The following is a 21,924-nucleotide window of genomic DNA, read 5'->3' as shown; positions in this document are numbered from 1 at the left end:
AGTCCATGTTGCTCAAGTATAGGTAGCAGGCCAGCTCATGCTTCGGTTTCGGTGCCAGTTCGCCATTGATTGGGTGCCACTAAAATTATCGAGCCCCCTGCGCCCGCCGAAAATCCCGTGGCGACACGCCGTGCCAGCTTTTGAACGCGCTGGAAAAGGAGCTGTGGTCGGCATAACCCAGCAATAAGGCAACATTGGTGATGGTGAGATTTTTATCGGCAATATATTGCACCGCCAGCTCCTTGCGCAGTGCTTGCAGCACCTCGGCAAAGTGCGTTCCCCGCTCGGTCAAGCGCCGCTGAAGGGTGCGCCGGGAAATATTTTGCTGCCCCGCCACGGTATCGATGCTGAACTCGCCCGTCGGCAACAGCCGCATCAGACTGCGCCGCAGCTCCCTCACCACCTCGTCAGGCTCGTCGTCAAACAGGTGACGGGTCGCTCGGCAAACCCCCTCATTCCAATCACCATGCAATTGGATAAGCGGATAATCGAGGCAGGCCTCATCGAAATACAGGCAGCTGCGGGGTTGCGAGAAAACCAACACCTCGCCGAAGGTCTGCCCTAGCATCGTACAATCCGCCGGCCGGGCATAGGTAAAGCAGGCCTTTACCACCGGGATCGGCGGCACGCAGATTGATCGAACGATGCTCACAGCGGTGCTGAGAACTTCATCGCTCTGATAGCGATACGCCGAGGCTCCTGACCAAAGGGGCAGCCAGTCCATTCGAATCAGGCCGGCCTCCCGACTGACCCGCACCTCGCCAATATCCCCGGCAAACCTCAACACACTGGGCATCACATTCAGATATTCGCGGAAGGTTCGGCAAATGCCACAGGTATACAACTGCATATTCAGGCGGTTGATATACTCAACGCGCCCGACGTACAAACCAATATCCTCACCACAGCAGTCGATGAGCGACAGGTACAGCTGATGCAAACTGGATACTCGGTGGCGCGCATCGGGGTCAATCAAGGCTTCGGCATTGATACCCGCCGCCCGCATCAGCTCCTCGACCGGGGCCGCCAGTGCGCCCGCGGCCTGCACCACGCTATTGATACTGGTGCTGTTTACTGTCCAATGACTATTGATTGAATCCATTGCCGCCTTTCTTTTAATTTTGGTAGCATCGGCGCTGATTCTATCAGTGCCCACTTTTCCACTGCATTGGGCAGTATACTGCGTTGCACTGGCACAACAATAAATCTGCTTCAGGACTGTTTATGTTGAGTATGATTGGTCTCATCAGCGGCCTTATACTGCTTACGGTATTGGCGCTGCGCGGCTGGAACCTGTTTATTGCCGCGCCGCTCTGCGCCATCGTCGTCGCCCTCTGCGGGGGAATTCCCCTGTTTCCCGCCGATACCGGCCCCGCTTTTGTCACCACTTATATGGACGGTTTCGCCGGCTTTGTCAGTGCATGGTTTTTAATGTTTTTGCTGGGCAGCCTGTTCGGTAAATTTATGGAAGACACCGGCTCGGCCGATGCTCTGGCGCGCTGGATTGTGCACCGCATTGGCATGCGCCACGCCGTCGCGGCGGTAGTAATGGCCTGCGCCGTGTTGACCTACGGCGGGGTGAGCGTGTTCGTGGTGGCCTTTTCGGTATACCCGATGGCGCTCAGCCTGTTCAAGGACGCTGACCTGCCGCGTCGTTTTATCCCCGCGACCCTCGCATTCGGTTCGATCACCTTTACCATGACCAGTGCCGGGTCACCGGAAATTCAAAACTGGATTCCGGTGAAGTTTCTCGGCACCACGCCCTACGCCGCGTGGGAAGTCAGCGCCGTCGTCGCACTGGTCATGGCGGTAACCGGGTTCATCTGGCTGCGCTATATGATTGGCCGGGCGGTAGCACGGGGGGAATACTTTGAACACCGCGACAGTGACCCAAGCATTCCCGAGCGGGATTTCCCCCATCCACTCACCGGATTGATTCCCTTGCTGGTGGTACTGTCACTGGCCTTTTTCTGCCACGATGCCCTGGCGCAATACGCGTTGATTGTCGCTCTATTGGGCGGTTGCCTCACGCTGTTCGTCTGCAATTATCGCTTTTTCCACAATCTGCCCGCTGCAATCAATAGTGCCACCACCGGCGCCCTGATCGCGATTGGCAATACCGCTGCGGTGGTCGGTTTTGGCACCATTGCCAAGGCGTCTCCCGCCTTTGCGGTTGCCGTCGAGGTGATGACCGGGATTCCGGGTAACGCATTGATTGGTGCGGCCGTGGCAGTCACGGCGATTGCCGGTTTGACCGGCTCAGCGTCGGGGGGGCTTGCCATTGCACTACCCGTGCTTGGCCCCCACTACACCGACCTGGGGGTCAACCCTGAGCAACTGCACCGGATCTCTTCGATTTCGTCGGGGGCGCTGGATTCCCTGCCCCACAATGGCTACATCGTCACCACGGTAAGGGCCATCTGCGGGGAAACCCACAAAAGCGCCTACTGGCCCATCGCTGCGGTCACCATGGCAGTACCGACACTCGGCCTTATAGTCGCCATTGCCTTAATGCACTTTTTCTAGGACTGTCTAGGCCTGTGCGGCGTACCGCGCTATACAGCTGTTCTCATTTCTTCCGGATCAACGAGGCCTATCGCGTAACCTCGTTTGGGTAAATGCACATGCAGCACCCCCAGGGCGAAGGAATCTACACGGACGATCCAGCGGCTGTGGGTGCAGGCCACCAGCTTCCCGGTTACCGGCTCCCGGGCGTAGTCCTCCGGAGTAATACTGACCCACTGCCCAAGGCGATGATCCGAAATCTGGCTCTGGGGCAAGGGCCGTGGCTCACTCGTCTGAGCTACCGCAAGGGCCTCACTGGCACTGATTTCACTGCGCCCCCCCTCGCCAAAGGCAACGATTGAATCGTACCAACGGCGCACTGCCGCGCACTCCGTGGGCAGGGTGCGCGCTGACATCCTGCAGTAAAACCACAGGCTGTGGTAAGCCGCAAAATCGGCCACCCCCGGCGAATCTCCGGCGAGATAGGGCTGAGCGCCCAGGCGACGGTCGAGATCCAAGAGGTGCTTGCGCAGGCCCCGAGCAGCAATACCAGGCACCGGCGGCATTACCGCACCCCGGCGCAGCAGTCGTGCACGATCACCAAGCAAGCGCAGCACGTCGCCCATGGAGTAGTGGTGCAGCAGTGTTTTTATCAACGGGATTGGCGCGGTAGCCACCAACGACTGGAAAAAACATTCGCCATCGAGATAGGCAATAAAGGTGTGGTCTTCATTGACGTCGCTGTTGCGTGCCGCCTCGTCCCCCCGTGCAAGACGTATCACTTCGTTGGCAATAAGCTGCGTATCGCAAAAGATATCTGCCCCCAGCTGGGCAACTGGCAGCCGCCGATAACCATTGGCCAGTTGGGCGAGCGTGCTGCGGGGGGGCATCGGCGCATGACGCACCGACTGCCAGTCGAGGCTGTAATAACCAAGCTGCGAGCGTATTTTTTGCGAAAACGGAGACAAGTCGTAGTGGTGCAAAATTAACGTCGCGGCCATTTTATTTTCTGTACCTCAAAAGCTGTGTCAATCGCCTCCTGTCACATCGTTGTCACTCAAGGCTATCAAACGAGAATCCATCAGTGCCGCCCGCCGGTGCCGGGTGATTTCCTGGTACTCCGGGTTCAGCAGCATTTCCATAAAGTTTTCCACTGCGGGATAACGCACCAAAAAAATGTCGTCCCAATCCTCCCCCTGTGGGCCGATTAATGGCGACAGCGCGGCCCCCCTCAATATCACTTTTCCGCCCACTTCCTCGACGAACTTCCGCGCCAGTGTCGCGTAGCGCGCGTAAGCGTCTCTCCCGCTGACCACCTCGTCGCTATCGGGGTAACTGGCATACTCGGCAAACCGAAGCATATTCAGCATCACTACCGGCTGCCGCGGAGGAATTCGCGCTATCAATTGGCTGAACTCCTCGGGCCGAGGATCAATACTCGCCATGTTTTTCTCCCGCTCCATGTGTGGGCTCTTTACGCAAATTAGCGACCACCAGTTCTCAAAAAGTTCTCATTGAAAACATAGTCATCGTCAATTCAACGGCAAAAAAATGGCCCGAGCGCCTAAGCGGTCGAGCCAAAGTCTGACACACTGCTCTGCGAGCAAAGCGTGTCGCATTCGTCAATTTATAGCACTGCTATAACATAAAATCCAGCGGTTCAGGGTTTTGCGAACAGTTCGGCATAACGCTTCTGATGAGCGGCTATGGCGGCGTGATATTCGGCTGCCAGCGTTGCAATTAATTCTGCCGCAGGCTGCACTCCCTTGATACTACCAACCCCCTGCCCGGCAGACCAAATGGTTTTCCATGCGCCACTGGCTTTATCGCCCTGTTGTGCGTCGCTGTCTACAGTGAGTTCTTCGCCAAAATCCACGTGCTCCTTGGCCTCCAGATTATTGGGATCCAGCCCCGCCTGGACGATACTTGGCCGCAGGAAATTGGCGTTCACCCCGGAAATTTTTGGCGTATAGATGATATCCGCCGCACTGCTCTCGGCAATCATTTGCTTGTAGGGTTCCACCACCAGACATTCTTCGGTGTTGATAAACCGGGTACCCATATAGGCGAGGTCGGCCCCCATCAGTTCCGCCGCGGCAATTTCGTTGCCATTGGACATGCAACCAGCCAGCAGCAGAGTTTTATCGAAGAACTGACGGATTTCTGCCACCAATGCGAAGGGGCTGATATTTCCCGCATGACCGCCGGCGCCTGCGGCCACGGCGATCAGTCCATCGACACCCGCCTCAGCAGCTTTGCGCGCGTGACGGGCATTCACCACGTCGTGAAAAACCAGGCCACCGTAGCTGTGAATGGCGTCAATCACATGTTTGGCGGCCCCGAGAGAGGTGATGACCACTGGCACCTTGTGCTTTACACACAACTCGACATCGGCCTCAAGACGCGGATTGGTTTTATGCACGATAAGGTTCACCGCGTAGGGCGCCGCCAACTCGCCGCTGGTGGCCTCGTAATCGGCCAGTGCCTGCTTGATCTCGACCAACCAGTCCTCAAACCCTTCACTGGTTCGCTGGTTAAGCGCCGGGAAGGAGCCCACCGCGCCGGATTTGCAGGTTTCGATAACCAGCTGTGGCCCAGAGGCAAGGAACATCGGCGCAGCGACAACAGGCAAACGAAGGCGTTGGCGGAGAATTTCAGGCAGTGACATGGGTATCCCTCAGTAAGATCAATCAGCCATCAAACTTTACCCAGCGCCATGGTGGAAAGGCAGAGGGAATTTTGACTTTTTTATGGTCAAAAACGACAATACTTGCCCAAATTGCCTTCGCGATACCCGCCATGCACCAGATGTTCCTGATTGCCTACGACAACTGTTACGCCAGCAGTTTGAGTAATTTGCCTGATCTTTTCACCATTGCCCTCTCCCATTGGCGGCAACAGCGCGGCAATGAAATGCCGCCCATTGCCTGGCAAACCCTTTCAACCGACGGTGGCGCGGTACGTTCGGCTTCGGGTTTGAACATTCACCCGGACGGCGGCCTGCAAGCCATGCACGACCAGGCAATTGTGGTGATTCCAGCAATGAATTACCCCGGGGATCGTCCCTTCAAGGCCTTTCTCGCCAGCCACGCGCCGCTGCTGGACTGGTTGCGGGAAGCCCATGCCCAGGGCGCTACCCTGTGTGCACACTGCACCAGCAGCTTTATTCTGGCGGAAACCGGTTTACTGAACGGTCGCCGGGCAACGACCAGCTGGTGGATGACCGACAAACTGCGCAGGGACTACCCTGAAATAGAAGTGCTGACCGACGCCATGCTGGTCGAGGAACCGGGCATTATCACCGCGGGGGCCATCAACGCCGAAAAGTATATGGGGCTGCGTCTGATCGAGCGGTTTATGGGAATGGATATCGCCAAGCTAAGCGCTGCGACCCTGCTGCTGGACAACCAGGCCCTCGATCAGACGGTGTATTTGCGTGAGGAGAAGGGCGACAACCATCACGATCCGGCGGTGGTTAAAGTCAAGGTGATGCTTGAGCGGCGACTGTCCGACGATATTGCTCTGGAGTCCCTGGCCGCCGACCTGGGCATGAGTTACCGCACATTGATTCGCCGCTTCAAGCGGGCGACCAACGACACACCTCTGCACTACCTGCAACGCCTGCGGATCAATGCCGCCAAGCGGCTGCTGGAAAACAGCAATATGCCGATTGAGTCGCTGATGCAGGAAGTCGGCTATCAGGACCTGAGTTCGTTCAGCAAGCTGTTTCAGCGGGAAACCGGACTGACTCCCAGCAGCTACCGCCGCCAGGCCCGCGCCCGGTCATAAAGGGCTTACACGCCGATACTGGCTAGTTTGACCATAATATCCTTGAGAATACCCGCCACGGTGGGGTGTTCGATCTCGAAACTGGAAACCATCTCGTCCAGCCGGTCCTGAATGCCGGTGTCTTCCAGCACCATATCCGGGCCACTGCCCAGCTCGCGGTCGATATCATCAACCAAGGCGTGCAACTTGGCGTTGTGCTCGGCGTCAAGATGCATACCATCGATTTCTGTTTGCAGCCGCTGTAGCTGCTCATGCAAATGTTTTGGGTCCATTAACTTGCTCCTGAGGGCCTGACTACAGCATAGCAAGTCACAGAATTATCGCCCACTCTAAAATCGGCGTTTAAGCCGCGGCTAATGGTAGCAACGCTGCAACAGGCGCAGACTTTCCCGTCGACAGTGACTCAATTCGTCCAGGCGATTTTCTGCACGGTAGTGGCGCTCCAGCATTTGCAGGGAAATTTCGACATTGCGCTGCAGCGACAGCCCTCTGCCCTCGGGCGATTGCAGGGTTTTCAATAAACGGTAATGCACGGCCAGCAGGCAGTGTTGCTGGAGATGGCTGTCGCCACAACGGGCAAAACATTCCGCCAGGTAATGACCGGCGAGCATATAGCGATCCAGCGATGGGGCATCTGGCAGTCGCTCCAGGCCCAGCATCAACTCGCTCAGTTCAAAGCTGCACCCCAGATAACGCAAGGCCGAGACCCAGTTCCGCTCGGCATAGGCCTCGCGACCCGCCTCCATCCATTCGTCCCAGCGGGTCTCCGCGACCACCTTGCTACGCAGCAGTTGTTGTCGATGGGTGTCACACAGAAATCGAATACTCATTATTAACTCCTAGGACTGGCGGGGGTGATTGATAACGAATTAATGATAATGATTATCATTTGCGAAATGCAAGGGCTTTTTGCAACTTTATGCTCACCAGATTCCAGCGATCCGACCCCTATTGTTATTGCCGCCGGGGTGGCCCTTGCCTAGCATCGGCAAGCAATCGCTTATCAGAACAAAAAGCACCGCCGGGGTTCCCCCCCGCCGTCTATTCACCGCCAGGAAAAATAAAAAGGATACACCATGGGAGTCGACACACTTTTTTCACTCGAAGGTAAAACCGCCATTATTACCGGGGCAGGCCGGGGCATCGGCCGCGCCATTGCCGTGCTATTCGCACAGGCTGGCGCGCACGTGGTGTGCGCCGCGCGAACTGAGTCTGATCTGGAGCACACCGTCGACCTTTGCGGGGAAGCAGGTGGTCGGGCATTGGCCCTGCCCTGCGATGTCAGCGAGGAAGCTCAACTCGAAAAACTGCTGGCCGGTGCAGTTGAACACTTCGGTAGCCCCGCCATCGTCGTGAATAATGCGGGGGGCGCGTGGCCCAATGACCCACTGACCACCCGTACCGACACCCTGGTGAAGGACTTTGCGTTTAACGTCGGCAGCGCCTTCGCCCTGTCCCGCCTCGCCCACCCGCATCTGTGCGAGCAACAGGGCTGCATCATCAACATCACCTCGGCCTCGGCGCGCTATGCCCAGGCCGGGTTCAGTAGCTACGGCACGGCCAAAGCGGCACTCACCCAGCTCACCCGTTTGCTTGCCGCCGACTTTGCCCCGAATGTTCGGGTCAATGGCATATCCCCCGGCACCATTATGACCAGCGCGCTGGAGCCCTTTCTGGACGACAACGCCCGCCAGCGTATGACCGAACTGACACCCATGAAAAGACTGGGCCAGCCCGCCGACATCGCCGCAGCCGCCCTGTTTCTCGCCAGCCCCGCGGCGGCCTGGATCACCGGCAAAATTATTGAAGTCGATGGCGGAGCGGAATCCACCACCTGGCCATTCTGACACTCTGGCCCACATTCGTCTGATCCGCTCGCGGGCGAATCCCGTAGACCCCACTCACGAAAGAGTTACCGTCAATGACTTTCGGGCATAGACCCGAGCGTGTTTATAATGGGCTTTTTACACTCAGAGGGCTAAACATGGATTTTCAGGCGTTGTTAGATGAATACGGGCCAGAGGCCATCGATATCGCCATTCGCGGGGCGGGCGCCCTTGCAATTATTCTGGTCGGATATTGGCTGGCCAAAATTATCTCAGGTATCACCCAAAGCGCCCTGCAAAAACGCAACTTCGACGCCACACTCAACAACTTTATCAGCCGACTGGTGTTCTTTGTTCTATTGGCCATTACCGTAATTCCGGCGCTGGCCCACGCTGGCATTCAAACGGCGTCGGTGATTGCCGCTCTGGGTGCCGCCGGCCTGGCAGTGGGTTTGGCATTACAGGGCTCATTGGCCAACTTTGCCGCAGGCGTGCTGATTATTGCCTTCCGTCCTTGCCGAGTGGGCGACTGGATTGAAGCGGGTGGCAGCTCGGGCACCGTCGAGAGCATCAGCCTGTTTTCCACCATATTGCTTACCGGCGACTACAAGCGGGTAATAGTGCCCAACTCGAAAATCATGTCCGGTGCCATTACCAACTACAGTGTTATGCCCCGCCGCCGCATTGATCTTGTGGTTGGCATTTCCTACGACTCCGATTTGCGCAAAGCCAAGGAGATTCTCCAACGCCTGTGCGCCGCGGATGAACGCATTATGAAGGACCCCGCCACCAATATCGCGGTATCCGAGCTGGCCGACTCCTCGGTTAATCTGATTTGCCGTCCCTGGGTCGCCACCGCCGACTTTTGGCCGGTACGCTGGAAATTGATCGAAGACATTAAACTGGCCTTCGACGAAGAGGGTATCAGCATTCCCTTCCCGCAAATGGATGTGCACTACCACAAAGACGCTTAAACGCGCACCGGGGCAGCTGTACTGCCCCGCTCACCAAAGCCCACCGCGTACTTGCTATCAAGAATCATTTCGTTATGATGCGCGGCACAGGGCCCTATGCTCAATTTACCAAGGATTTACCATGAAATATCTCAGCGCTGTCTTACTCGGCGGTCTCGCCGCCAACGCCTGTCTCGCAGAAACCCCGGCCAAATTGTGGACCGGCGACGTCGAGTTCGGGTATTACCAAACCGAGGGCAACAGCAACGAAACCAGCGTGTTGGCCAAAACCAACGCCATTCGCAAGCGCGACCTGTGGACCTACGAAATCAAGGCAAACGCCCAGAACAGCGAAGTCGATGGTGTGCGTTCCGAAGAGCAGTACTTCCTCTCTAACCGTCTGGCCTACGACGTTACCGAATTCAACTATACCTTCGGCTACGCCTCGGTAGACCGCGACCGTTTCAGTGGCTATGTCTACCAGGCAACCGTTGCCGGCGGTTACGGGCGCCGCCTGCTGAAACGCGAGCGCGTCACCTGGGATGCAGAGATTGGTCCGGGTTTCCGTGTCAGCGAATACGACACCGCCAGTGAAGAAGGTCACGGCAAAAGTGAAGAAGCCATTTTGCGTCTGTCTACCGAACTGAAGGCAAAGGTATCGGAAACCGCGTCCTTCGAGCAGAATATCAGCGTCGAAACCGGTGACAACAACACGGTGAGCAAGTCGGTCTCCGCGCTGAAAACCAAGATTGTCGGCGGCTTCGGTTTGAAAATCAGCTACACCATTGAGTACAACGAAACCGTGCCAAACGACACCGTGCACATGGACCGACAAACCGCAATAACGCTGGTATACAGCTACTAAAAACCGTCGCGGCTAGCCTGCCACCGCCTCGCTGCACAGCAAATCAACATTGAGGATGCGCAGCTTGCCGTAGGATACCGCCACCGCGCCCGCGGCCTCCAGGCGCTTCAACTCACGACTCAGCGCCTGACGTGACACCGCCAGCATTTTGGCCAGATCTTCCTGTGGGAAATGCAGTTCCGAATCGGCGCTTTGCTGGTGTAAATCCAGCAGGCGCCGGGCCAGGCGAGCCGAGAGTGGGTAGAGCGCGGTAGCCTCGACATAACTCAGCGCCAGTCGCAGCTTGCGGCACAGCATCGGTACAAAATACCGGTAAAGTTCCGGCCTGGCCTCAAGCAGTGTATCCAGTTGCTCCTTGCCGATGCGCAGTACCTCTGTGTCACCCAACGCGTAGGCGTCCTGACTGCGGGCGGCGCCGTCAAACAGGGACACCTCGCCAATCCAGTCCCCCCGCTCTACCAGCATCACCAGCAGCTCGCGCCCTTCCCGGGTGGTATTACTCAAGCGAATCTTGCCCTCCAGTACACCGTACATGGCATCACCCTCCTCGCCTTGCCGGTAAATATACTCGCCATCGCGCAATCGCCGCTGCTGGCAAATCGCCAACAGTTCATCCACCAGAGGCTCTGCCAACCCCGCCATTAACGGGGTGCCGTGCAGGATGTCGCGCTTATCTGTCACAGTGATTCCTGTTGTTATGGGTAGAGTCCACGTGCGGTTTACTGGCAATTGTCACCTCGATGACAGACTCGCCTACACTTTAACGGAAGAATAACGATATAAAAGCAACCGGAGCAATGCACATGTCAGATTCAATTCAATCGCAGGTCAGCACCGAAGAGTGGCAACTGCGGGTCAATCTCGCCGCCGCGTATCGACTTATCGCCCTCTATGGCTGGGACGACCTGGTGTTTACCCACGTGTCGGCCCGGGTCCCCGGTGCTGAACAGCACTTTTTGATTAATCCCTACGGAATGCTCTTTGAAGAGGTCACCGCCTCGTCGCTGGTCAAGGTCGATCAGCAAGGCAACAAGGTCATGGACTCACCCTATCCGGTAAACCCCGCCGGCTTTACCATTCACAGCGCGATACACGCCGCCCGGGAAGACGCCCACTGCGTGATGCACACCCACTCCCTCAATGGCGTGGCGGTATCCGCCCAAACAGAAGGGCTACTGCCAATTTCCCAACAGTCCACCCTGGTGCTCGCCGCGCTGGGCTATCATGACTATGAGGGCATCGCCCTCAACGAGGACGAAAAGCCCCGCCTGGTCGCCAACCTCGCTGACAACACCTTTTTGATGTTGCGCAATCACGGCTTGATTACCGTCGGCAATACTCCCGCCGATGCTTTTTTGGCCATGTATATCTTTGAAGCCAGCTGCATGATCCAGGTTAAGGCCCTGGCGGGCAACCGCGCACTGACTCCCATTGCCGAGGACATTGTCGATGGTGTGAAAGAGGCTGCAAGGGTTGTCACCAAGGGCATGTTCGGTGACCTCGCCTGGCCCGGACTGCTGCGCAAGCTCGACCGGCAGAACCCCGGCTACGATCAATAATTCTGAAGGGGAACTTTATTATGAGCCACGAATCTGCACCGAACATTCGCACTTTTTCCAGCTTCAAGGAGTTTTATCCCTATTACCTGGACGAACACCGCAACACCACCTGCCGGCGGCTGCACCTCTGCGGCAGCCTGCTGGTACTGGCGGTCATCGCCACTGCCGTGGTGACCGGCCACTACCAGCTGTTGTGGTGTATACCACTGATCGGTTATGGCTTTGCGTGGATAGGGCACTTTTTTTTCGAGCACAACAAACCCGCGACCTTCAAACACCCGGTGTACAGTTTTATCGGCGACTGGGTGATGGCCAAGGATATGTTAACCGGAAGAATTCCGCTGTAATCAGCGCCCCCCCTCGGTAACGGCGGCGGTCAACAGCGAGAGCAACTCGTCGCCGCCATAGTCCCGCCTGCCACCGCGCTCGGCGGCTTTTATCAGACTGAGCATGCGTTCATTGGCCGGCGCCGGCAGATTCTGGCTGCGAGCAAGTCGCACCACTTCACCGTTGATCCAATCAACTTCCGTGAGCCGCCCCCGCTCCAGATCCTCCCACATGGACGACCGCGCCAGCGGGTCTATGGCCAGCATACTTTGCGCCAAACGCCGGAACAGATAGTCAGGACTGGATAGCAGCAGGGGCAGCATCGAAGTTGGTGCGGCGGTGAGTTTCTGCAGGGGAATCCCCGCCGCCTTGATGGCGCGTATGGCCTCCCGTTGCAACAGTGCCAAACATTGCCGATAGGCACGCTGGGACAACTCTTCCTTCAAGGGCAAGCCCGACAGGGCGTTAAGGGGGTTATTCAAATTAAGCAGTAATTTTGACCATTGCACCGAGCGCATATCCCGATGCCGTTCAAAGGGTACTCCAGCGCTGCCCAGTGCCGCGGCCAGCTTCGCCAACGCGGGGTGCTGCTGCACGACAATCGCGCCGTCGGTGCCCGCATGAAAACTGCCGTGCCCCCGGTGTAGCACATTAAACGCCACCATGCCCTCCAGCACGGTGGCCTGGGGCAGCTGGGCCTGAATCCGCGCACCGTTGCCCACACCGTTCTGCAAGCTGATTACCAGAGCGTCCTTCTCCACAAAGGGAGCGATCTCGGCGGCCACACTCTCACTGGCCGCCGACTTGACGGTAATGAGCCAGCAGCCAACGTCCTTCATCTGTGCCACATCGGTATGAAAACTCAGCGAGTCCGGCGCCACCTCGTGATACAGGCCGCGAAAGTCGCTGATCTGCAGGCCGTATTCCTGCAACTCAGCGGCGATGCGCGGGCGCCCGAAAAAGCGAACTGGTGCGCCGCCAAGCATCAGCGCGCCGCCGACAAAACAGCCAATACTCCCCGCACCCACAATGCCTATCGTTGTTGCCACCACGTCGCCCTCTTGAAAAAAAACCATGCGAGAATCGCGTGCAGTATACGCCTCAGTGGCGACGGCGAACCATCGACTTCCTCACTGTTATGCAACAACAGATTCGCCCCGTGGCCATCCCTTATAGAAAAAACCTGCCACTGGGGGCAAGCTGACTATCGAGGCGAATCGCCGCCGGCACCTGTTGTCATGTGTTGGTAACTGTCATTGAGCGGTGGCATTCGCTAAAATACTCAGGCTGTTCGCAACTCACTACCACGGTGGACCCATGCCCGATAAAGACAATACCCCCGACATGCAGTCACAATCCAAACCGCCCCTGCTGATGATGCAGACAATTCTGTTCGCATCGACGTTTCTGATCGCACTGATCGGCGTCCCCCTCTACGGCATACTGGAAGGCTTCACCCTGGCGGGCTGGATCGGCTTTGTACTGGTGCTCGGTGCCAACGGCATGTCGATTACCGCCGGCTATCACCGGCTGTGGGCCCACAATGCCTACAAGGCCCACTGGAGCCTGCGTCTTCTGTTTGCCCTGTTCGGCGCCGCCGCCACGCAAAACAGCATCCTTGTCTGGGCGAGCGGCCACCGTCGCCACCACCGCCATGTAGACGATATCGACCACGACCCCTATTCAGCAAAACGCGGCCTGTGGTTCTCTCACATCGGCTGGATGCTGCGCGACTACCCTGCCAGCGCCGAGGATTTTTCCAATGCACCGGACTTGCAGCGGGATAAAATCGTGATGTGGCAGCACCGTAACTATCTGGCGCTGGTGATTATCATGAACGTTCTGCCCGCGCTGGCACTGGGCGTCATTACCGGCAATATCGTTGAGCACCTGCTGCTGGCGGGCGTGCTGCGTCTGGTCGTCAGCCACCACAGCACCTTTTTTATCAATTCACTGGCGCATTTCTGGGGACGCCGCCCCTACACCGACGAAAACACCGCCCGCGACAACGACTTTCTCGCCCTGTTGACTTACGGTGAGGGCTATCACAACTATCACCATATTTTTCAGAATGACTATCGCAACGGTATTCGCTGGTGGCACTACGACCCCACCAAGTGGTTAATTAAAACCGCTTCCTGGATAGGCTTGACCTGGGACTTGAAAAAAGTACCCGACTTTAAAATCCAGCGCGCTGTGCTGACGATGAAATTCAAACGCGCCGAACAGCGCCTGTTGGAATACAAGGGTGCAAACGCCCTGCATCTCAGCGAATTTCTGGAAAAGGAATACCTGCAGTTCCGCAAGACCTTGCAGGACTGGAACGCCGTGGGCCAGGAGTGGATGGACGCCAAACGCCAATCCATTGCCGAGCAGACAGAGTGCCTGCAACAAAATCTGGCCGACGCCTGGGAGCATGCAACTCTGCGCAGCCGCTTCCAGGAACTGGAATATGCCATGAAGATGCAGATTCAGCGACTGGAGACTCTGCGAACCCAGCTCGCCTGAAGCAAGCCACCACGAATACAGGCGCTGCTCCCCTAAGGAGCAGCGCTTTTTTTATGCCTGCTGCATACGAATCTTCAACAGCACTGTCGCAAACACCGGAAGGCGAAATGGCGGTGGTTATTCAAAACCACGCAGGCTGAATGGGGCGCTGTGCAGCTCGCCGCGCCAAAGATTAATTTCTGCAGAGGCCTCCTGCAATGCTGCCGGCGAACGATAAACCAGACGCAGCGACGACACCGGGGCGAACTCTCGCACATCCTGCAAACCATCACCGCCGTCGACAAACCATCGCCGGTGGGCGAGATCAATGGTAAAGCGGTGCACCGCCCCTGGAGCCAGTTCAATAATGTCCTCGCGACTGACCAGGTATCGTCCACAGGGCGCTGCGGCCGACGACGCCAGCCGATTTACCACAGTCAGCACAACACCGCAGTGCTCGGCATTATCGACAACAGCCAGCGGATAATCCGCCAGATTTTTGAGCTGAACCAGAAGCCGAGGGGTCGCCGCCGCGCCGTCAATCTCAGGAGCCGGACTTACCGAGATCGCCAACGGTGCCCAGCGATACCCCGTCACAATCGCGCGGCCTTGCTCATCCACCGCCAGGGCAACTTCCATACTGCGGCGAAAACCGGCCTCGCCCCGCTGGCGTTGCTCTATGTCGATGCCCTGCCCCTGCTCGACAAATAGTTGTTCGATGCCATAGTTCACCCGCAGCGCCTCGCCGGCGACGGCTTCTGCCTGCACCCTGCCGCGCAAAAACACACCGCTCTCTGGCGCCCTGTCGGCTATACCATCAAGCTCGTAGACGCCGTCCCCGACCGGCCGCAATAACGCATAGACCACCTCGCCCCGGCGCGCTGGCACCAACCCCTGCAGCCCCGGCAGTCGGCTCGGATACAACTGATTCAGGCTATAAGCCAAACGCACATAGTCACCGCGCATCGGATCTCTGGGATCCAGCGGCAGGGTGCGCAGATAAACAGTATGGCCGTGGCGAATAATTGCCTCCTTGTCGGCGACCATATAAGCCAATGTTCCGAGTTGAGCGGCAATAGCCAGCAATAACAGGATGGCGCGCAACCTAGACATGACGTTGCTCCTGCAGTCGACGCTGTTTCTGCCGCGAATATCGCAACCCGGCCAGAAACAGCAGTACACCGAGCAGCAGGAATACCCCCGCCCGTGCCAACAGACTTTCAAACAGGTCGGTAAAGCGCAGCCCCACCAGTAGCACGATCAAACCACAACCCAGTACAAGCTGACGACGGTCCAGGCTGGAGGTGCCACGCACTATAAACAACACGCCATAAGCCAACACCGAGAGGTTAGCCGCCGTCATTATCATACCCACCTTGTGAACACCACCACTGATCGCCGCGAGCACCAAAAGGGGCAACAGCAACAGTGCACACTCGGCAATCTGTATCGGGCTGCGCGGACGCAGGGATTTATCCAGAAGCACCCACAACCAGGCCGCGCCCAAAACAAACAGCATCGACCAGGTTAACGGCGCTGCGGCGCCAGTCTGGCCGTCGAGCTGAACCACAATATTCGCCGCATCGGCAAAACTGAATATCAGCATCAGAGCCAACCACAGGGGCAGACCAACCCGACGAAACACCGACCCACACCCCGACCACGACATCCGCGGAGAAAAGTGCTCGGCACAGAGATACATCGCCGCCAGCAAACAGGCATGCAGCAGCGCGGCCCCCTCCTGCAGGTGCCAGCTATTCACCAGCAAGGCCAGTGCCAGCAACATCAACACTACCGTCAAGGCCAACGGCGAGCGCTGCCAATACGCCCACGGCAACTGCAGCAATAGCAGCACCGCCAGGGCCCAAAAATGCAACACATTGAATTCCAGCACCTCAACGGCGCTCCACAGGGTAAGCAGGGCGCAGCCCAGCAGGCATTGCGATAGCGACGGCAGCACCCAGGCCATCAGTAAGGCAGCCATGGCCCACAACAGGAAGCCGTCGGGATAGTGGGCAGAAAAGTGGTAGACCTGAGCGATCAGCCAAATACCGGCACCGAATAGCATCGTGCCCAATAGATGCAGGCTGGAGGATACCCGCGGATCTTTAATCAGCGCGGCAAGACCATGGCTGAGCGCCACACCGAAAAAAATCGACCCCAGTTTGGCGTAGCGGTGCATCTCGGCCCAGTTATAGGCGAATAACAGCATGACCCCCATGCCAAATACCAGCACGCCGAGACTGGCAAACACCCCCTTGCCACCGCCATATTCCACGGGTTCCGGTGTGCTTGGGTAACGCTCAAGCAGCCGTTGTGCCTGCTCATCGCTGATGATGCCCTCCCGCAGCCACTGCGCAATTTCGGCGCGCAGCCAGGGTTTGGTGTTATCGCTGGTCACTGATGGGCTCCATGCCAATTTTTCGGGATTACACGGGGTCTGCCCCCAACTCATCCAATACGCGTTCGGCGAAACCGTGACCGGCCTCGGCATATAGGTTAAAGGCAATACAGCCTAACTCTACCAGCTCGCGACGTTGATCCTCAAAGCGGGCGACGGCGGCTACCTTGCCCGAAAACGACAGGGAACGCAGTAACTTTACCACCTGAATATTTTCGCTGTGATTACTCAAACACACCAGAACCAACCGCCGCTGCTCCAGGTGGGCCCGCTCAAGAAAATCACGATCACTGCCATCGCCCAGCTGACAGCGAATACCGCTGTCCCTGAGGTCGGCGGCCTTGCTGATATTTTCCTCGACGCCCATTACCCGGTCGGGATAGCGCTGATTCAGATAGGCATAGGCACCGCTGCCAATACGCCCCATACCCAGAATCAAAATATCCGCGTTACCGAGATCCACCGGACGCTCCACGGTCAGCAGCTGGCGCCGTTCACGGGCCTGCAGGCGAGCGGTGTAACGGCTGTAGAAGGTATGGGCAACGCGATTTAATGGCGCGGAAACAAAGAGCGATAAGGCCATCGCCGCCGCCAGCGTGGTGAGCCACTCGGCCTCCAGCCTGCCCGATTGTACCGCTAACGCAGCAACAATCAGGCCGAACTCGCTGTAGTTACTCAGCGACAGCGCCGCGAGGACACTGGTGCGCGCTCGCAGGCGAAAAAGAATCAGCAGGTAGAAATAAATCAGCGGTCGCAACACAATCAGCCCGGCAAGCAGGGCGGCAACCAGCAGTGAATCTGCGCTGGGCAGGCCGTAGTAGCCAATACTCAGGAAAAACGCTGTCAGAAAAATATCTTTCAGTGTGACCAGGCTTTTGTATAGCTCCACGCTTTTGCCGGTGTTCGCCAACAACACGCCAAACACCAGTGCGCCCAACCCCGCCTTGAGATGCACGGTTTCAAACAGCCACGCGCCCGCCAACGCCATGGTCAAGCCGAATAATACCAGCAGTTCTCCGTGACCCGCCTGGCGCAGCATCGCCACCAATAGCGGACGCAGCAAAGGCAGCGCCAGCAAGCCCAGAGCCCACACACTGGGCAGATGACCCGAGGATATCAGCAGGTAGGCCACCGCCATTAAATCCTGGACAATCAGAATACCAATGGCGATATTGGCGTGCAGAGCGGCACCTTCACCCCGCTGTTCAAATATTTTGACGGCGAAGACAGTGCTGGAGAAGGACAGGGCGAAGCCCAGGGTCAGGGCGGTATTGCGTTCGATGGCCCCGAAGTTGGGCATCAGCAGCGGCAAAGCCATCAGTACCACAGCGGTGAGCGGCACCACAATCAGGCAGTGCAGGCTCGCCGTTCCCCAGATCTGCGGGGCCAGCAACTCCCTTATCTTCAGCTTCAGACCAATGGTAAACAGCAGCAGTACCACGCCGAAGTCCGCCATCGCGTCGATCACCTTGCGGTCACCGATTTCCAGCGCGCCGGCCAGAAAGCCCGCCAGCAAAAAACCCAGCAGGGGGGGCATATCCATGCGGCGGAACAGAAGTCCGCCAATAAATGCGATCGCGACGAGAAGGGGTTCGGTCATCGGGGCTTCCAGCAATAGCTCCCCGCCCTGTTCCCAGTCTATCCAGATCCCTGGCGAGGAGATAACAACCAGCCCATTATGCACAGAGTCTTCTATCGCCGTGAAGCCCTTCGCTTCGGTTGACGAAATTACCTGCCCGCTGTTTTAGTACCGCGGTGGGCGCGGCCACAGCACCGGGGTTCGCCGCACATAGTCGCGATAGGCTGGGTTATCCCCCCAGCGTCGTTCCGCCGCAGCCTCCAGCAGGTTCACCCCGCTGATCTTCGTCAGCAGCACGAGAACAAACAGCGGCGACACCAGCGCCAGCCAGTGCCAGCCGTGCAACAGCGGCACAGCAATCAGAGACATACCGAACCACAGTACGATTTCTCCGCAATAATTGGGGTGGCGACTCCAGGCCCAGACACCTCTGGTGATAAATGATCCACTGTCGTTATCCTTACGGAACTGGCGTTTCTGCTCGTCGGCGACAATCTCCAGCAAAAAACCGGCCTGCCAAATCAATACCCCGGCTGCCGCCCACCATGACAAGGGCTCTGCAGGGAGCAACATCACCATAAACACCGGTAGCAGGGTCACGGATATCCACAGGCCTTGCAGCAACCAAACCATCAAAAAACGCCAGCCATCCAGCTTGATCTCATCGAAGCGACTGTCACTGCCCGCCCGGCGAATGCGCAAAAACAAAAAACTGCCCAGACGTAGCGCCCACAGCCCAACCATCGCCGCCACCAGCAGCGAACGCACATCGAAGCGCCCTACCCAGAGCAATGCGAACACCACCACCGAGATATAGCTGATACTGCCCGTGAGATCGTAGTAACCCTCTGTTTTAGCCGCGTAGGAGGGCACGAAGGCGGCCACTTGCAAGCCAAAGGCCACCGCCATGAACATCAGCAGCGGCGTTTCCAAACCGCCGTGGCCCACCGCCAACGCCAATACTGCGGCCACCGCCAACACCACCAGGCACGCCACTATGTTTTTTACCGCACTTGTCATATGTCCCGCCCGCTTTGGCTATGGAGATAATGTCGATACGCAAACCCCGGCAATTAAGATGAGCGCCATCCAATATAGCCACCGCCAATCAAAACACCCACGCCACATCAACAACACCTGCTATGTTAGTAGTGTAGACGCATCCTTCGAATGCACTCGCCCTGAGAGGTAAACGCCCTATGACCGAAAAACACCGTTTGCATGATGCCAATTTCCCCTCCGCACGTGAGGAAGCCAGTCCCCGTGAAACCGAGTACCCACCGGCATACCGACTGGCCTTTAATGACCAGGACTTCCTGCTGCGGGAAGAACTGCGGGGCCTGCGCTTTCATCTCGAGCTGCAAAAACCGGAAATGACACTCAAGGAGCACGGTGTTGACGCCACCATCGCCATCTTCGGCAGTGCCCGCTATCTGTCACCGGATCAGGCCAAGGCCGCCAGCGCCGCCGCCGAGGCCTCCGGCGACCCCGCAGTGATTCGCCGCGCCAAGCGCGACGAGCGCAACAGCCATTACTACGATCAGGCCCGGCGCCTTGGGCAGCTGGTCACCGAGCACTCGATGAACTGCGCCAAACCCGAGCAAATCTATGTGGTCACCGGCGGTGGCCCTGGCATTATGGAGGCGGCAAACCGGGGCGCCCAGGATGCCGGTGGCCCGTCGATCGGGCTGAATATCGTGCTGCCCCACGAGCAGGCCCCCAATCCTTACATCAGTCCGGAATTCTGCTTCCGCTTTCACTACTTCGGCATACGCAAAATGCACTTTATGCTGCGGGCCAAGGCGGTTGTGGTCTTCCCCGGCGGTTTCGGCACTTTCGACGAGCTATTTGAAGCTCTGACCTTGATCCAGACCGGAAAATCCCGCCGAGTACCGGTTTTGCTGGTTGGCCACGAATTCTGGGGCAAGGCCATCAATCTGGAATTTTTGCGCGACGAGGGAGTGATCAGCCCCGAGGACGTCAATATGATCAAAGTGGTGGATAACGCCGACAGTGCCTGGCAGGAGATTATCGACTTCTATGACCTCAGCCCCGGCCGCGCGCCCTCCTGCTGAACTCCGACACAGGCGGGCTGAGTCTCCCCTCGGGCTGTGCTATAGTCGCCGGCCCATTTGTACCCCGGACCACCCCGTACTATGCACGCAGACCGCGCCACCCCCGATGCCATTGTCGCCATAGAGCGTATTCGTTTCGCCTACCAGCTCGACCCGATTCTCGATAACTTCAGCTGGCACTGGCCCGCCGGGCGTCATATCGCCATTCTCGGCAGCAATGGCTGCGGCAAAACCAGTCTGGCCAAACTGATTACCGATGAGGTGCGCCCCAGTCGCGGTGATCTGCACTATGGCGATACGCTATCCCCTAACGACTTTGCCCATATTTCCTTTGACAAGCACCGGGAGCTGATGGAGCACGACCGCCGTTTCGACGACAGCGAAACCCGCGACGACGCCTTCGATGTCGGTACCCGGGTGCGCGATGCGGTGTTGCAGGGCCGCCCTGCTGACCAAGAATTTGAACAGCTGTGCCAACGCCTGGGCATCGACCATATTCTCGACCAGGGTATTCGCTTTATCTCCACCGGCGAGAGCCGCAAGACCTTGCTCGCCCGCGCCCTCCTCGCTCGTCCTGCCGCACTGATTATCGACAATCCCCTTGAGGGGCTGGATATCGATGCCCAGCGCGAAATGCGCGCCCTGCTCGACGAACTGATGGCCTCGCCCACACCGGTGCTGCTTTTAACCAAAAGCGCCAGCGATATTCCCGAGGGCGTAGACGAAGTGCAAATAATGGACGCCGGTCGCATTACCACACGCTGCACCGCCGCCGAGGCCCGCCAACGATTCGCCCCCCAGGCCCACTTCAGCAACACCCTGCCCATTGCCGACGCCCCCGAATGGCCAGCGGATCAGGCGCTGATCGAGTTGCGCGAGGTGAGCGTGAACTTCCGCGGAAAACAGGTGCTGAGCAATATCAACTGGACCCTGATGCCCAACCAGCACTGCTGCATCAGCGGCCCCAACGGTTCCGGCAAATCGACCCTGCTCGGCCTGCTCTGCGGTGAAAACGACAAGGCCTACGGCCAGCATGTAGTGCTGTTTGGCCAGCGGCGAGGAAGTGGCGAGAGTATCTGGGAAGTCAAATCGCGCTTTGGTTTGCTCAATACCGCCATGCAGCTGAGCAACCTCAAGCGCACCAAGGTCATCGACGTTATTGCTTCCGGCCTGTTCGACTCGGTGGGCTTGTATCAGGACTACAGCGAAGGCCAAAGGCAAAATCTGTTGGACTGGCTCAACGCGCTGGAGCTGCTGCCCCTGCGCGAACAGCGTTTCGACCGGCTGTCATTCGGCCAGCAACGTATGGTGTTGTTGGCCCGTGCCATGGTGAAATCGCCCCGAGTACTGATTCTCGACGAACCCTGCATTGGCCTGGACGAGCAACAAAAGGCACGCCTGCTCGGCGCCGTGGATCAAATCGCTCGCCAGGGACAGACCCGCATTCTGTTCGTCAGCCATCGTCGCGAGGAAGTGCCAGCCTGCATTAATCAATTTCTGCAACTGGTGCCCAGTGAAGCGGGAGGCTATACCGCCAACATTAGCTGACGCTGACAGC

The 21,924-nt window shown here is 57.9% G+C and carries 22 protein-coding genes; 10 read left to right on the top strand and 12 right to left on the bottom strand.

Annotated elements, in window-relative coordinates; all coding sequences use genetic code 11:
- Window positions 1–85: 85 nt before the first annotated feature.
- Window positions 86–1,102 (bottom strand): helix-turn-helix domain-containing protein, encoded by a 1,017-nt coding sequence (locus HCU74_RS04500; protein ID WP_168449237.1) that lies wholly within the window; start codon window positions 1,100–1,102, stop codon window positions 86–88.
- Window positions 1,103–1,224: 122 nt separating this feature from the next.
- Between HCU74_RS04500 and HCU74_RS04495 the strand changes: the two genes are divergently transcribed.
- Window positions 1,225–2,526 (top strand): GntP family permease, encoded by a 1,302-nt coding sequence (locus HCU74_RS04495; protein ID WP_168449236.1) that lies wholly within the window; start codon window positions 1,225–1,227, stop codon window positions 2,524–2,526.
- 29 nt (window positions 2,527–2,555) lie between these two features.
- On the opposite strand, the gene HCU74_RS04490 is transcribed toward HCU74_RS04495, so the two are convergent.
- The 3 genes from HCU74_RS04490 to HCU74_RS04480 all read right to left on the bottom strand — a co-directional run bounded on the left by HCU74_RS04490 (window position 2,556) and on the right by HCU74_RS04480 (window position 5,173).
- The gene (locus HCU74_RS04490; RefSeq protein ID WP_168449235.1) at window positions 2,556–3,506 is read right to left on the bottom strand and encodes a glutathione S-transferase family protein; all 951 of its coding nucleotides are present in this window, start codon (window positions 3,504–3,506) and stop codon (window positions 2,556–2,558) included.
- Window positions 3,507–3,533: 27 nt separating this feature from the next.
- Window positions 3,534–3,950 (bottom strand): DUF1330 domain-containing protein, encoded by a 417-nt coding sequence (locus tag HCU74_RS04485; RefSeq protein WP_168449234.1) that lies wholly within the window; start codon window positions 3,948–3,950, stop codon window positions 3,534–3,536.
- A gap of 215 nt (window positions 3,951–4,165) precedes the next feature.
- Window positions 4,166–5,173, bottom strand: a complete 1,008-nt coding sequence (locus HCU74_RS04480) for an NAD(P)H-dependent flavin oxidoreductase (RefSeq protein ID WP_168449233.1) — start codon at window positions 5,171–5,173, stop codon at window positions 4,166–4,168.
- On the opposite strand from HCU74_RS04480, the gene HCU74_RS04475 reads away from it, so the two are divergent.
- The gene (locus tag HCU74_RS04475) at window positions 5,167–6,294 is read left to right on the top strand and encodes a helix-turn-helix domain-containing protein (protein ID WP_168449232.1); all 1,128 of its coding nucleotides are present in this window, start codon (window positions 5,167–5,169) and stop codon (window positions 6,292–6,294) included. The genes HCU74_RS04480 and HCU74_RS04475 overlap by 7 nt on opposite strands.
- A 5-nt stretch (window positions 6,295–6,299) precedes the next feature.
- On the opposite strand, the gene HCU74_RS04470 is transcribed toward HCU74_RS04475, so the two are convergent.
- Both HCU74_RS04470 and HCU74_RS04465 read right to left on the bottom strand, forming a co-directional pair.
- Window positions 6,300–6,566 (bottom strand): DUF4404 family protein, encoded by a 267-nt coding sequence (locus tag HCU74_RS04470; protein WP_168449231.1) that lies wholly within the window; start codon window positions 6,564–6,566, stop codon window positions 6,300–6,302.
- An 81-nt stretch (window positions 6,567–6,647) separates the two neighbouring features.
- Window positions 6,648–7,124 (bottom strand): hypothetical protein, encoded by a 477-nt coding sequence (locus HCU74_RS04465; protein WP_168449230.1) that lies wholly within the window; start codon window positions 7,122–7,124, stop codon window positions 6,648–6,650.
- 246 nt (window positions 7,125–7,370) lie between these two features.
- Here HCU74_RS04465 and HCU74_RS04460 point away from each other — a divergent pair, with 246 nt between their 5' ends.
- From HCU74_RS04460 to HCU74_RS04450, 3 genes are all read left to right on the top strand, one after another.
- On the top strand, window positions 7,371–8,141 hold the full coding sequence (locus HCU74_RS04460) for a glucose 1-dehydrogenase (RefSeq protein WP_168449229.1): 771 nt from the start codon (window positions 7,371–7,373) through the stop codon (window positions 8,139–8,141).
- Window positions 8,142–8,278: 137 nt separating this feature from the next.
- Entirely contained in the window at window positions 8,279–9,094 is an 816-nt protein-coding gene (locus tag HCU74_RS04455; protein ID WP_168449228.1) for a mechanosensitive ion channel family protein, read from the top strand.
- A 121-nt stretch (window positions 9,095–9,215) separates the two neighbouring features.
- Window positions 9,216–9,938 (top strand): DUF481 domain-containing protein, encoded by a 723-nt coding sequence (locus HCU74_RS04450; protein ID WP_168449227.1) that lies wholly within the window; start codon window positions 9,216–9,218, stop codon window positions 9,936–9,938.
- A 12-nt stretch (window positions 9,939–9,950) separates the two neighbouring features.
- On the opposite strand, the gene HCU74_RS04445 is transcribed toward HCU74_RS04450, so the two are convergent.
- Entirely contained in the window at window positions 9,951–10,619 is a 669-nt protein-coding gene (locus tag HCU74_RS04445; RefSeq protein WP_168449226.1) for a cyclic nucleotide-binding domain-containing protein, read from the bottom strand.
- 122 nt (window positions 10,620–10,741) lie between these two features.
- Here HCU74_RS04445 and HCU74_RS04440 point away from each other — a divergent pair, with 122 nt between their 5' ends.
- Window positions 10,742–11,497, top strand: a complete 756-nt coding sequence (locus HCU74_RS04440) for a class II aldolase/adducin family protein (protein WP_210425120.1) — start codon at window positions 10,742–10,744, stop codon at window positions 11,495–11,497.
- A gap of 20 nt (window positions 11,498–11,517) precedes the next feature.
- Window positions 11,518–11,844 (top strand): Mpo1-like protein, encoded by a 327-nt coding sequence (locus HCU74_RS04435; protein ID WP_168449224.1) that lies wholly within the window; start codon window positions 11,518–11,520, stop codon window positions 11,842–11,844.
- Here HCU74_RS04435 and HCU74_RS04430 read toward each other — a convergent pair whose 3' ends face one another.
- On the bottom strand, window positions 11,845–12,900 hold the full coding sequence (locus HCU74_RS04430; RefSeq protein ID WP_168449223.1) for a 2-dehydropantoate 2-reductase: 1,056 nt from the start codon (window positions 12,898–12,900) through the stop codon (window positions 11,845–11,847). It abuts the gene before it with no gap.
- 241 nt (window positions 12,901–13,141) lie between these two features.
- Here HCU74_RS04430 and HCU74_RS04425 point away from each other — a divergent pair, with 241 nt between their 5' ends.
- Complete coding sequence (locus HCU74_RS04425) at window positions 13,142–14,332, top strand: acyl-CoA desaturase (protein WP_246864467.1); 1,191 nt, start codon at window positions 13,142–13,144, stop codon at window positions 14,330–14,332.
- Window positions 14,333–14,449: 117 nt separating this feature from the next.
- On the opposite strand, the gene HCU74_RS04420 is transcribed toward HCU74_RS04425, so the two are convergent.
- The 4 genes from HCU74_RS04420 to HCU74_RS04405 are packed head-to-tail and all read right to left on the bottom strand — an operon-like array spanning window position 14,450 to window position 19,311.
- Window positions 14,450–15,424 (bottom strand): GDYXXLXY domain-containing protein, encoded by a 975-nt coding sequence (locus tag HCU74_RS04420; RefSeq protein ID WP_168449222.1) that lies wholly within the window; start codon window positions 15,422–15,424, stop codon window positions 14,450–14,452.
- The gene (locus HCU74_RS04415) at window positions 15,417–16,712 is read right to left on the bottom strand and encodes a DUF2157 domain-containing protein (RefSeq protein ID WP_168449221.1); all 1,296 of its coding nucleotides are present in this window, start codon (window positions 16,710–16,712) and stop codon (window positions 15,417–15,419) included. The genes HCU74_RS04420 and HCU74_RS04415 overlap by 8 nt, the downstream gene beginning before the upstream one ends.
- 28 nt (window positions 16,713–16,740) lie before the next feature.
- Entirely contained in the window at window positions 16,741–18,396 is a 1,656-nt protein-coding gene (locus HCU74_RS04410) for a cation:proton antiporter domain-containing protein (RefSeq protein WP_168449220.1), read from the bottom strand.
- Between the two features lie 60 nt (window positions 18,397–18,456).
- The gene (locus tag HCU74_RS04405) at window positions 18,457–19,311 is read right to left on the bottom strand and encodes a DUF1295 domain-containing protein (protein WP_168449219.1); all 855 of its coding nucleotides are present in this window, start codon (window positions 19,309–19,311) and stop codon (window positions 18,457–18,459) included.
- Between the two features lie 179 nt (window positions 19,312–19,490).
- Between HCU74_RS04405 and HCU74_RS04400 the strand changes: the two genes are divergently transcribed.
- Together HCU74_RS04400 and HCU74_RS04395 are read left to right on the top strand one after the other, a co-directional pair.
- On the top strand, window positions 19,491–20,366 hold the full coding sequence (locus tag HCU74_RS04400; RefSeq protein ID WP_168449218.1) for an LOG family protein: 876 nt from the start codon (window positions 19,491–19,493) through the stop codon (window positions 20,364–20,366).
- Window positions 20,367–20,447: 81 nt separating this feature from the next.
- Window positions 20,448–21,914, top strand: coding sequence for an ATP-binding cassette domain-containing protein (locus tag HCU74_RS04395; protein ID WP_168449217.1), 1,467 nt, complete (start codon window positions 20,448–20,450; stop codon window positions 21,912–21,914).
- The last annotated feature ends 10 nt before the right edge of the window (window positions 21,915–21,924 follow it).

Source organism: Spongiibacter thalassae, assembly GCF_012272835.1.
Lineage (GTDB): Bacteria > Pseudomonadota > Gammaproteobacteria > Pseudomonadales > Spongiibacteraceae > Spongiibacter > Spongiibacter thalassae.
Note: the sequence above shows the minus strand (reverse complement) of the source record. Positions and strands in the feature narration are given on the sequence as shown.

Bases quoted from the DNA above. Each gene is read 5' to 3' on its own strand.
- HCU74_RS04435 (WP_168449224.1), top strand. From the start codon at position 11,518: ATGAGCCACGAATCTGCACCGAACATTCGCACTTTTTCCAGCTTCAAG.
- HCU74_RS04470 (WP_168449231.1), bottom strand. From the start codon at position 6,566: ATGGACCCAAAACATTTGCATGAGCAGCTACAGCGGCTGCAAACAGAA.
- HCU74_RS04395 (WP_168449217.1), top strand. From the start codon at position 20,448: ATGCACGCAGACCGCGCCACCCCCGATGCCATTGTCGCCATAGAGCGT.
- HCU74_RS04465 (WP_168449230.1), bottom strand. From the start codon at position 7,124: ATGAGTATTCGATTTCTGTGTGACACCCATCGACAACAACTGCTGCGT.
- HCU74_RS04490 (WP_168449235.1), bottom strand. From the start codon at position 3,506: ATGGCCGCGACGTTAATTTTGCACCACTACGACTTGTCTCCGTTTTCG.
- HCU74_RS04500 (WP_168449237.1), bottom strand. From the start codon at position 1,102: ATGGATTCAATCAATAGTCATTGGACAGTAAACAGCACCAGTATCAAT.
- HCU74_RS04400 (WP_168449218.1), top strand. From the start codon at position 19,491: ATGACCGAAAAACACCGTTTGCATGATGCCAATTTCCCCTCCGCACGT.
- HCU74_RS04455 (WP_168449228.1), top strand. From the start codon at position 8,279: ATGGATTTTCAGGCGTTGTTAGATGAATACGGGCCAGAGGCCATCGAT.
- HCU74_RS04425 (WP_246864467.1), top strand. From the start codon at position 13,142: ATGCCCGATAAAGACAATACCCCCGACATGCAGTCACAATCCAAACCG.
- HCU74_RS04420 (WP_168449222.1), bottom strand. From the start codon at position 15,424: ATGTCTAGGTTGCGCGCCATCCTGTTATTGCTGGCTATTGCCGCTCAA.
- HCU74_RS04405 (WP_168449219.1), bottom strand. From the start codon at position 19,311: ATGACAAGTGCGGTAAAAAACATAGTGGCGTGCCTGGTGGTGTTGGCG.
- HCU74_RS04460 (WP_168449229.1), top strand. From the start codon at position 7,371: ATGGGAGTCGACACACTTTTTTCACTCGAAGGTAAAACCGCCATTATT.
- HCU74_RS04440 (WP_210425120.1), top strand. From the start codon at position 10,742: ATGTCAGATTCAATTCAATCGCAGGTCAGCACCGAAGAGTGGCAACTG.
- HCU74_RS04495 (WP_168449236.1), top strand. From the start codon at position 1,225: ATGTTGAGTATGATTGGTCTCATCAGCGGCCTTATACTGCTTACGGTA.
- HCU74_RS04430 (WP_168449223.1), bottom strand. From the start codon at position 12,900: ATGGTTTTTTTTCAAGAGGGCGACGTGGTGGCAACAACGATAGGCATT.
- HCU74_RS04450 (WP_168449227.1), top strand. From the start codon at position 9,216: ATGAAATATCTCAGCGCTGTCTTACTCGGCGGTCTCGCCGCCAACGCC.
- HCU74_RS04485 (WP_168449234.1), bottom strand. From the start codon at position 3,950: ATGGCGAGTATTGATCCTCGGCCCGAGGAGTTCAGCCAATTGATAGCG.
- HCU74_RS04480 (WP_168449233.1), bottom strand. From the start codon at position 5,173: ATGTCACTGCCTGAAATTCTCCGCCAACGCCTTCGTTTGCCTGTTGTC.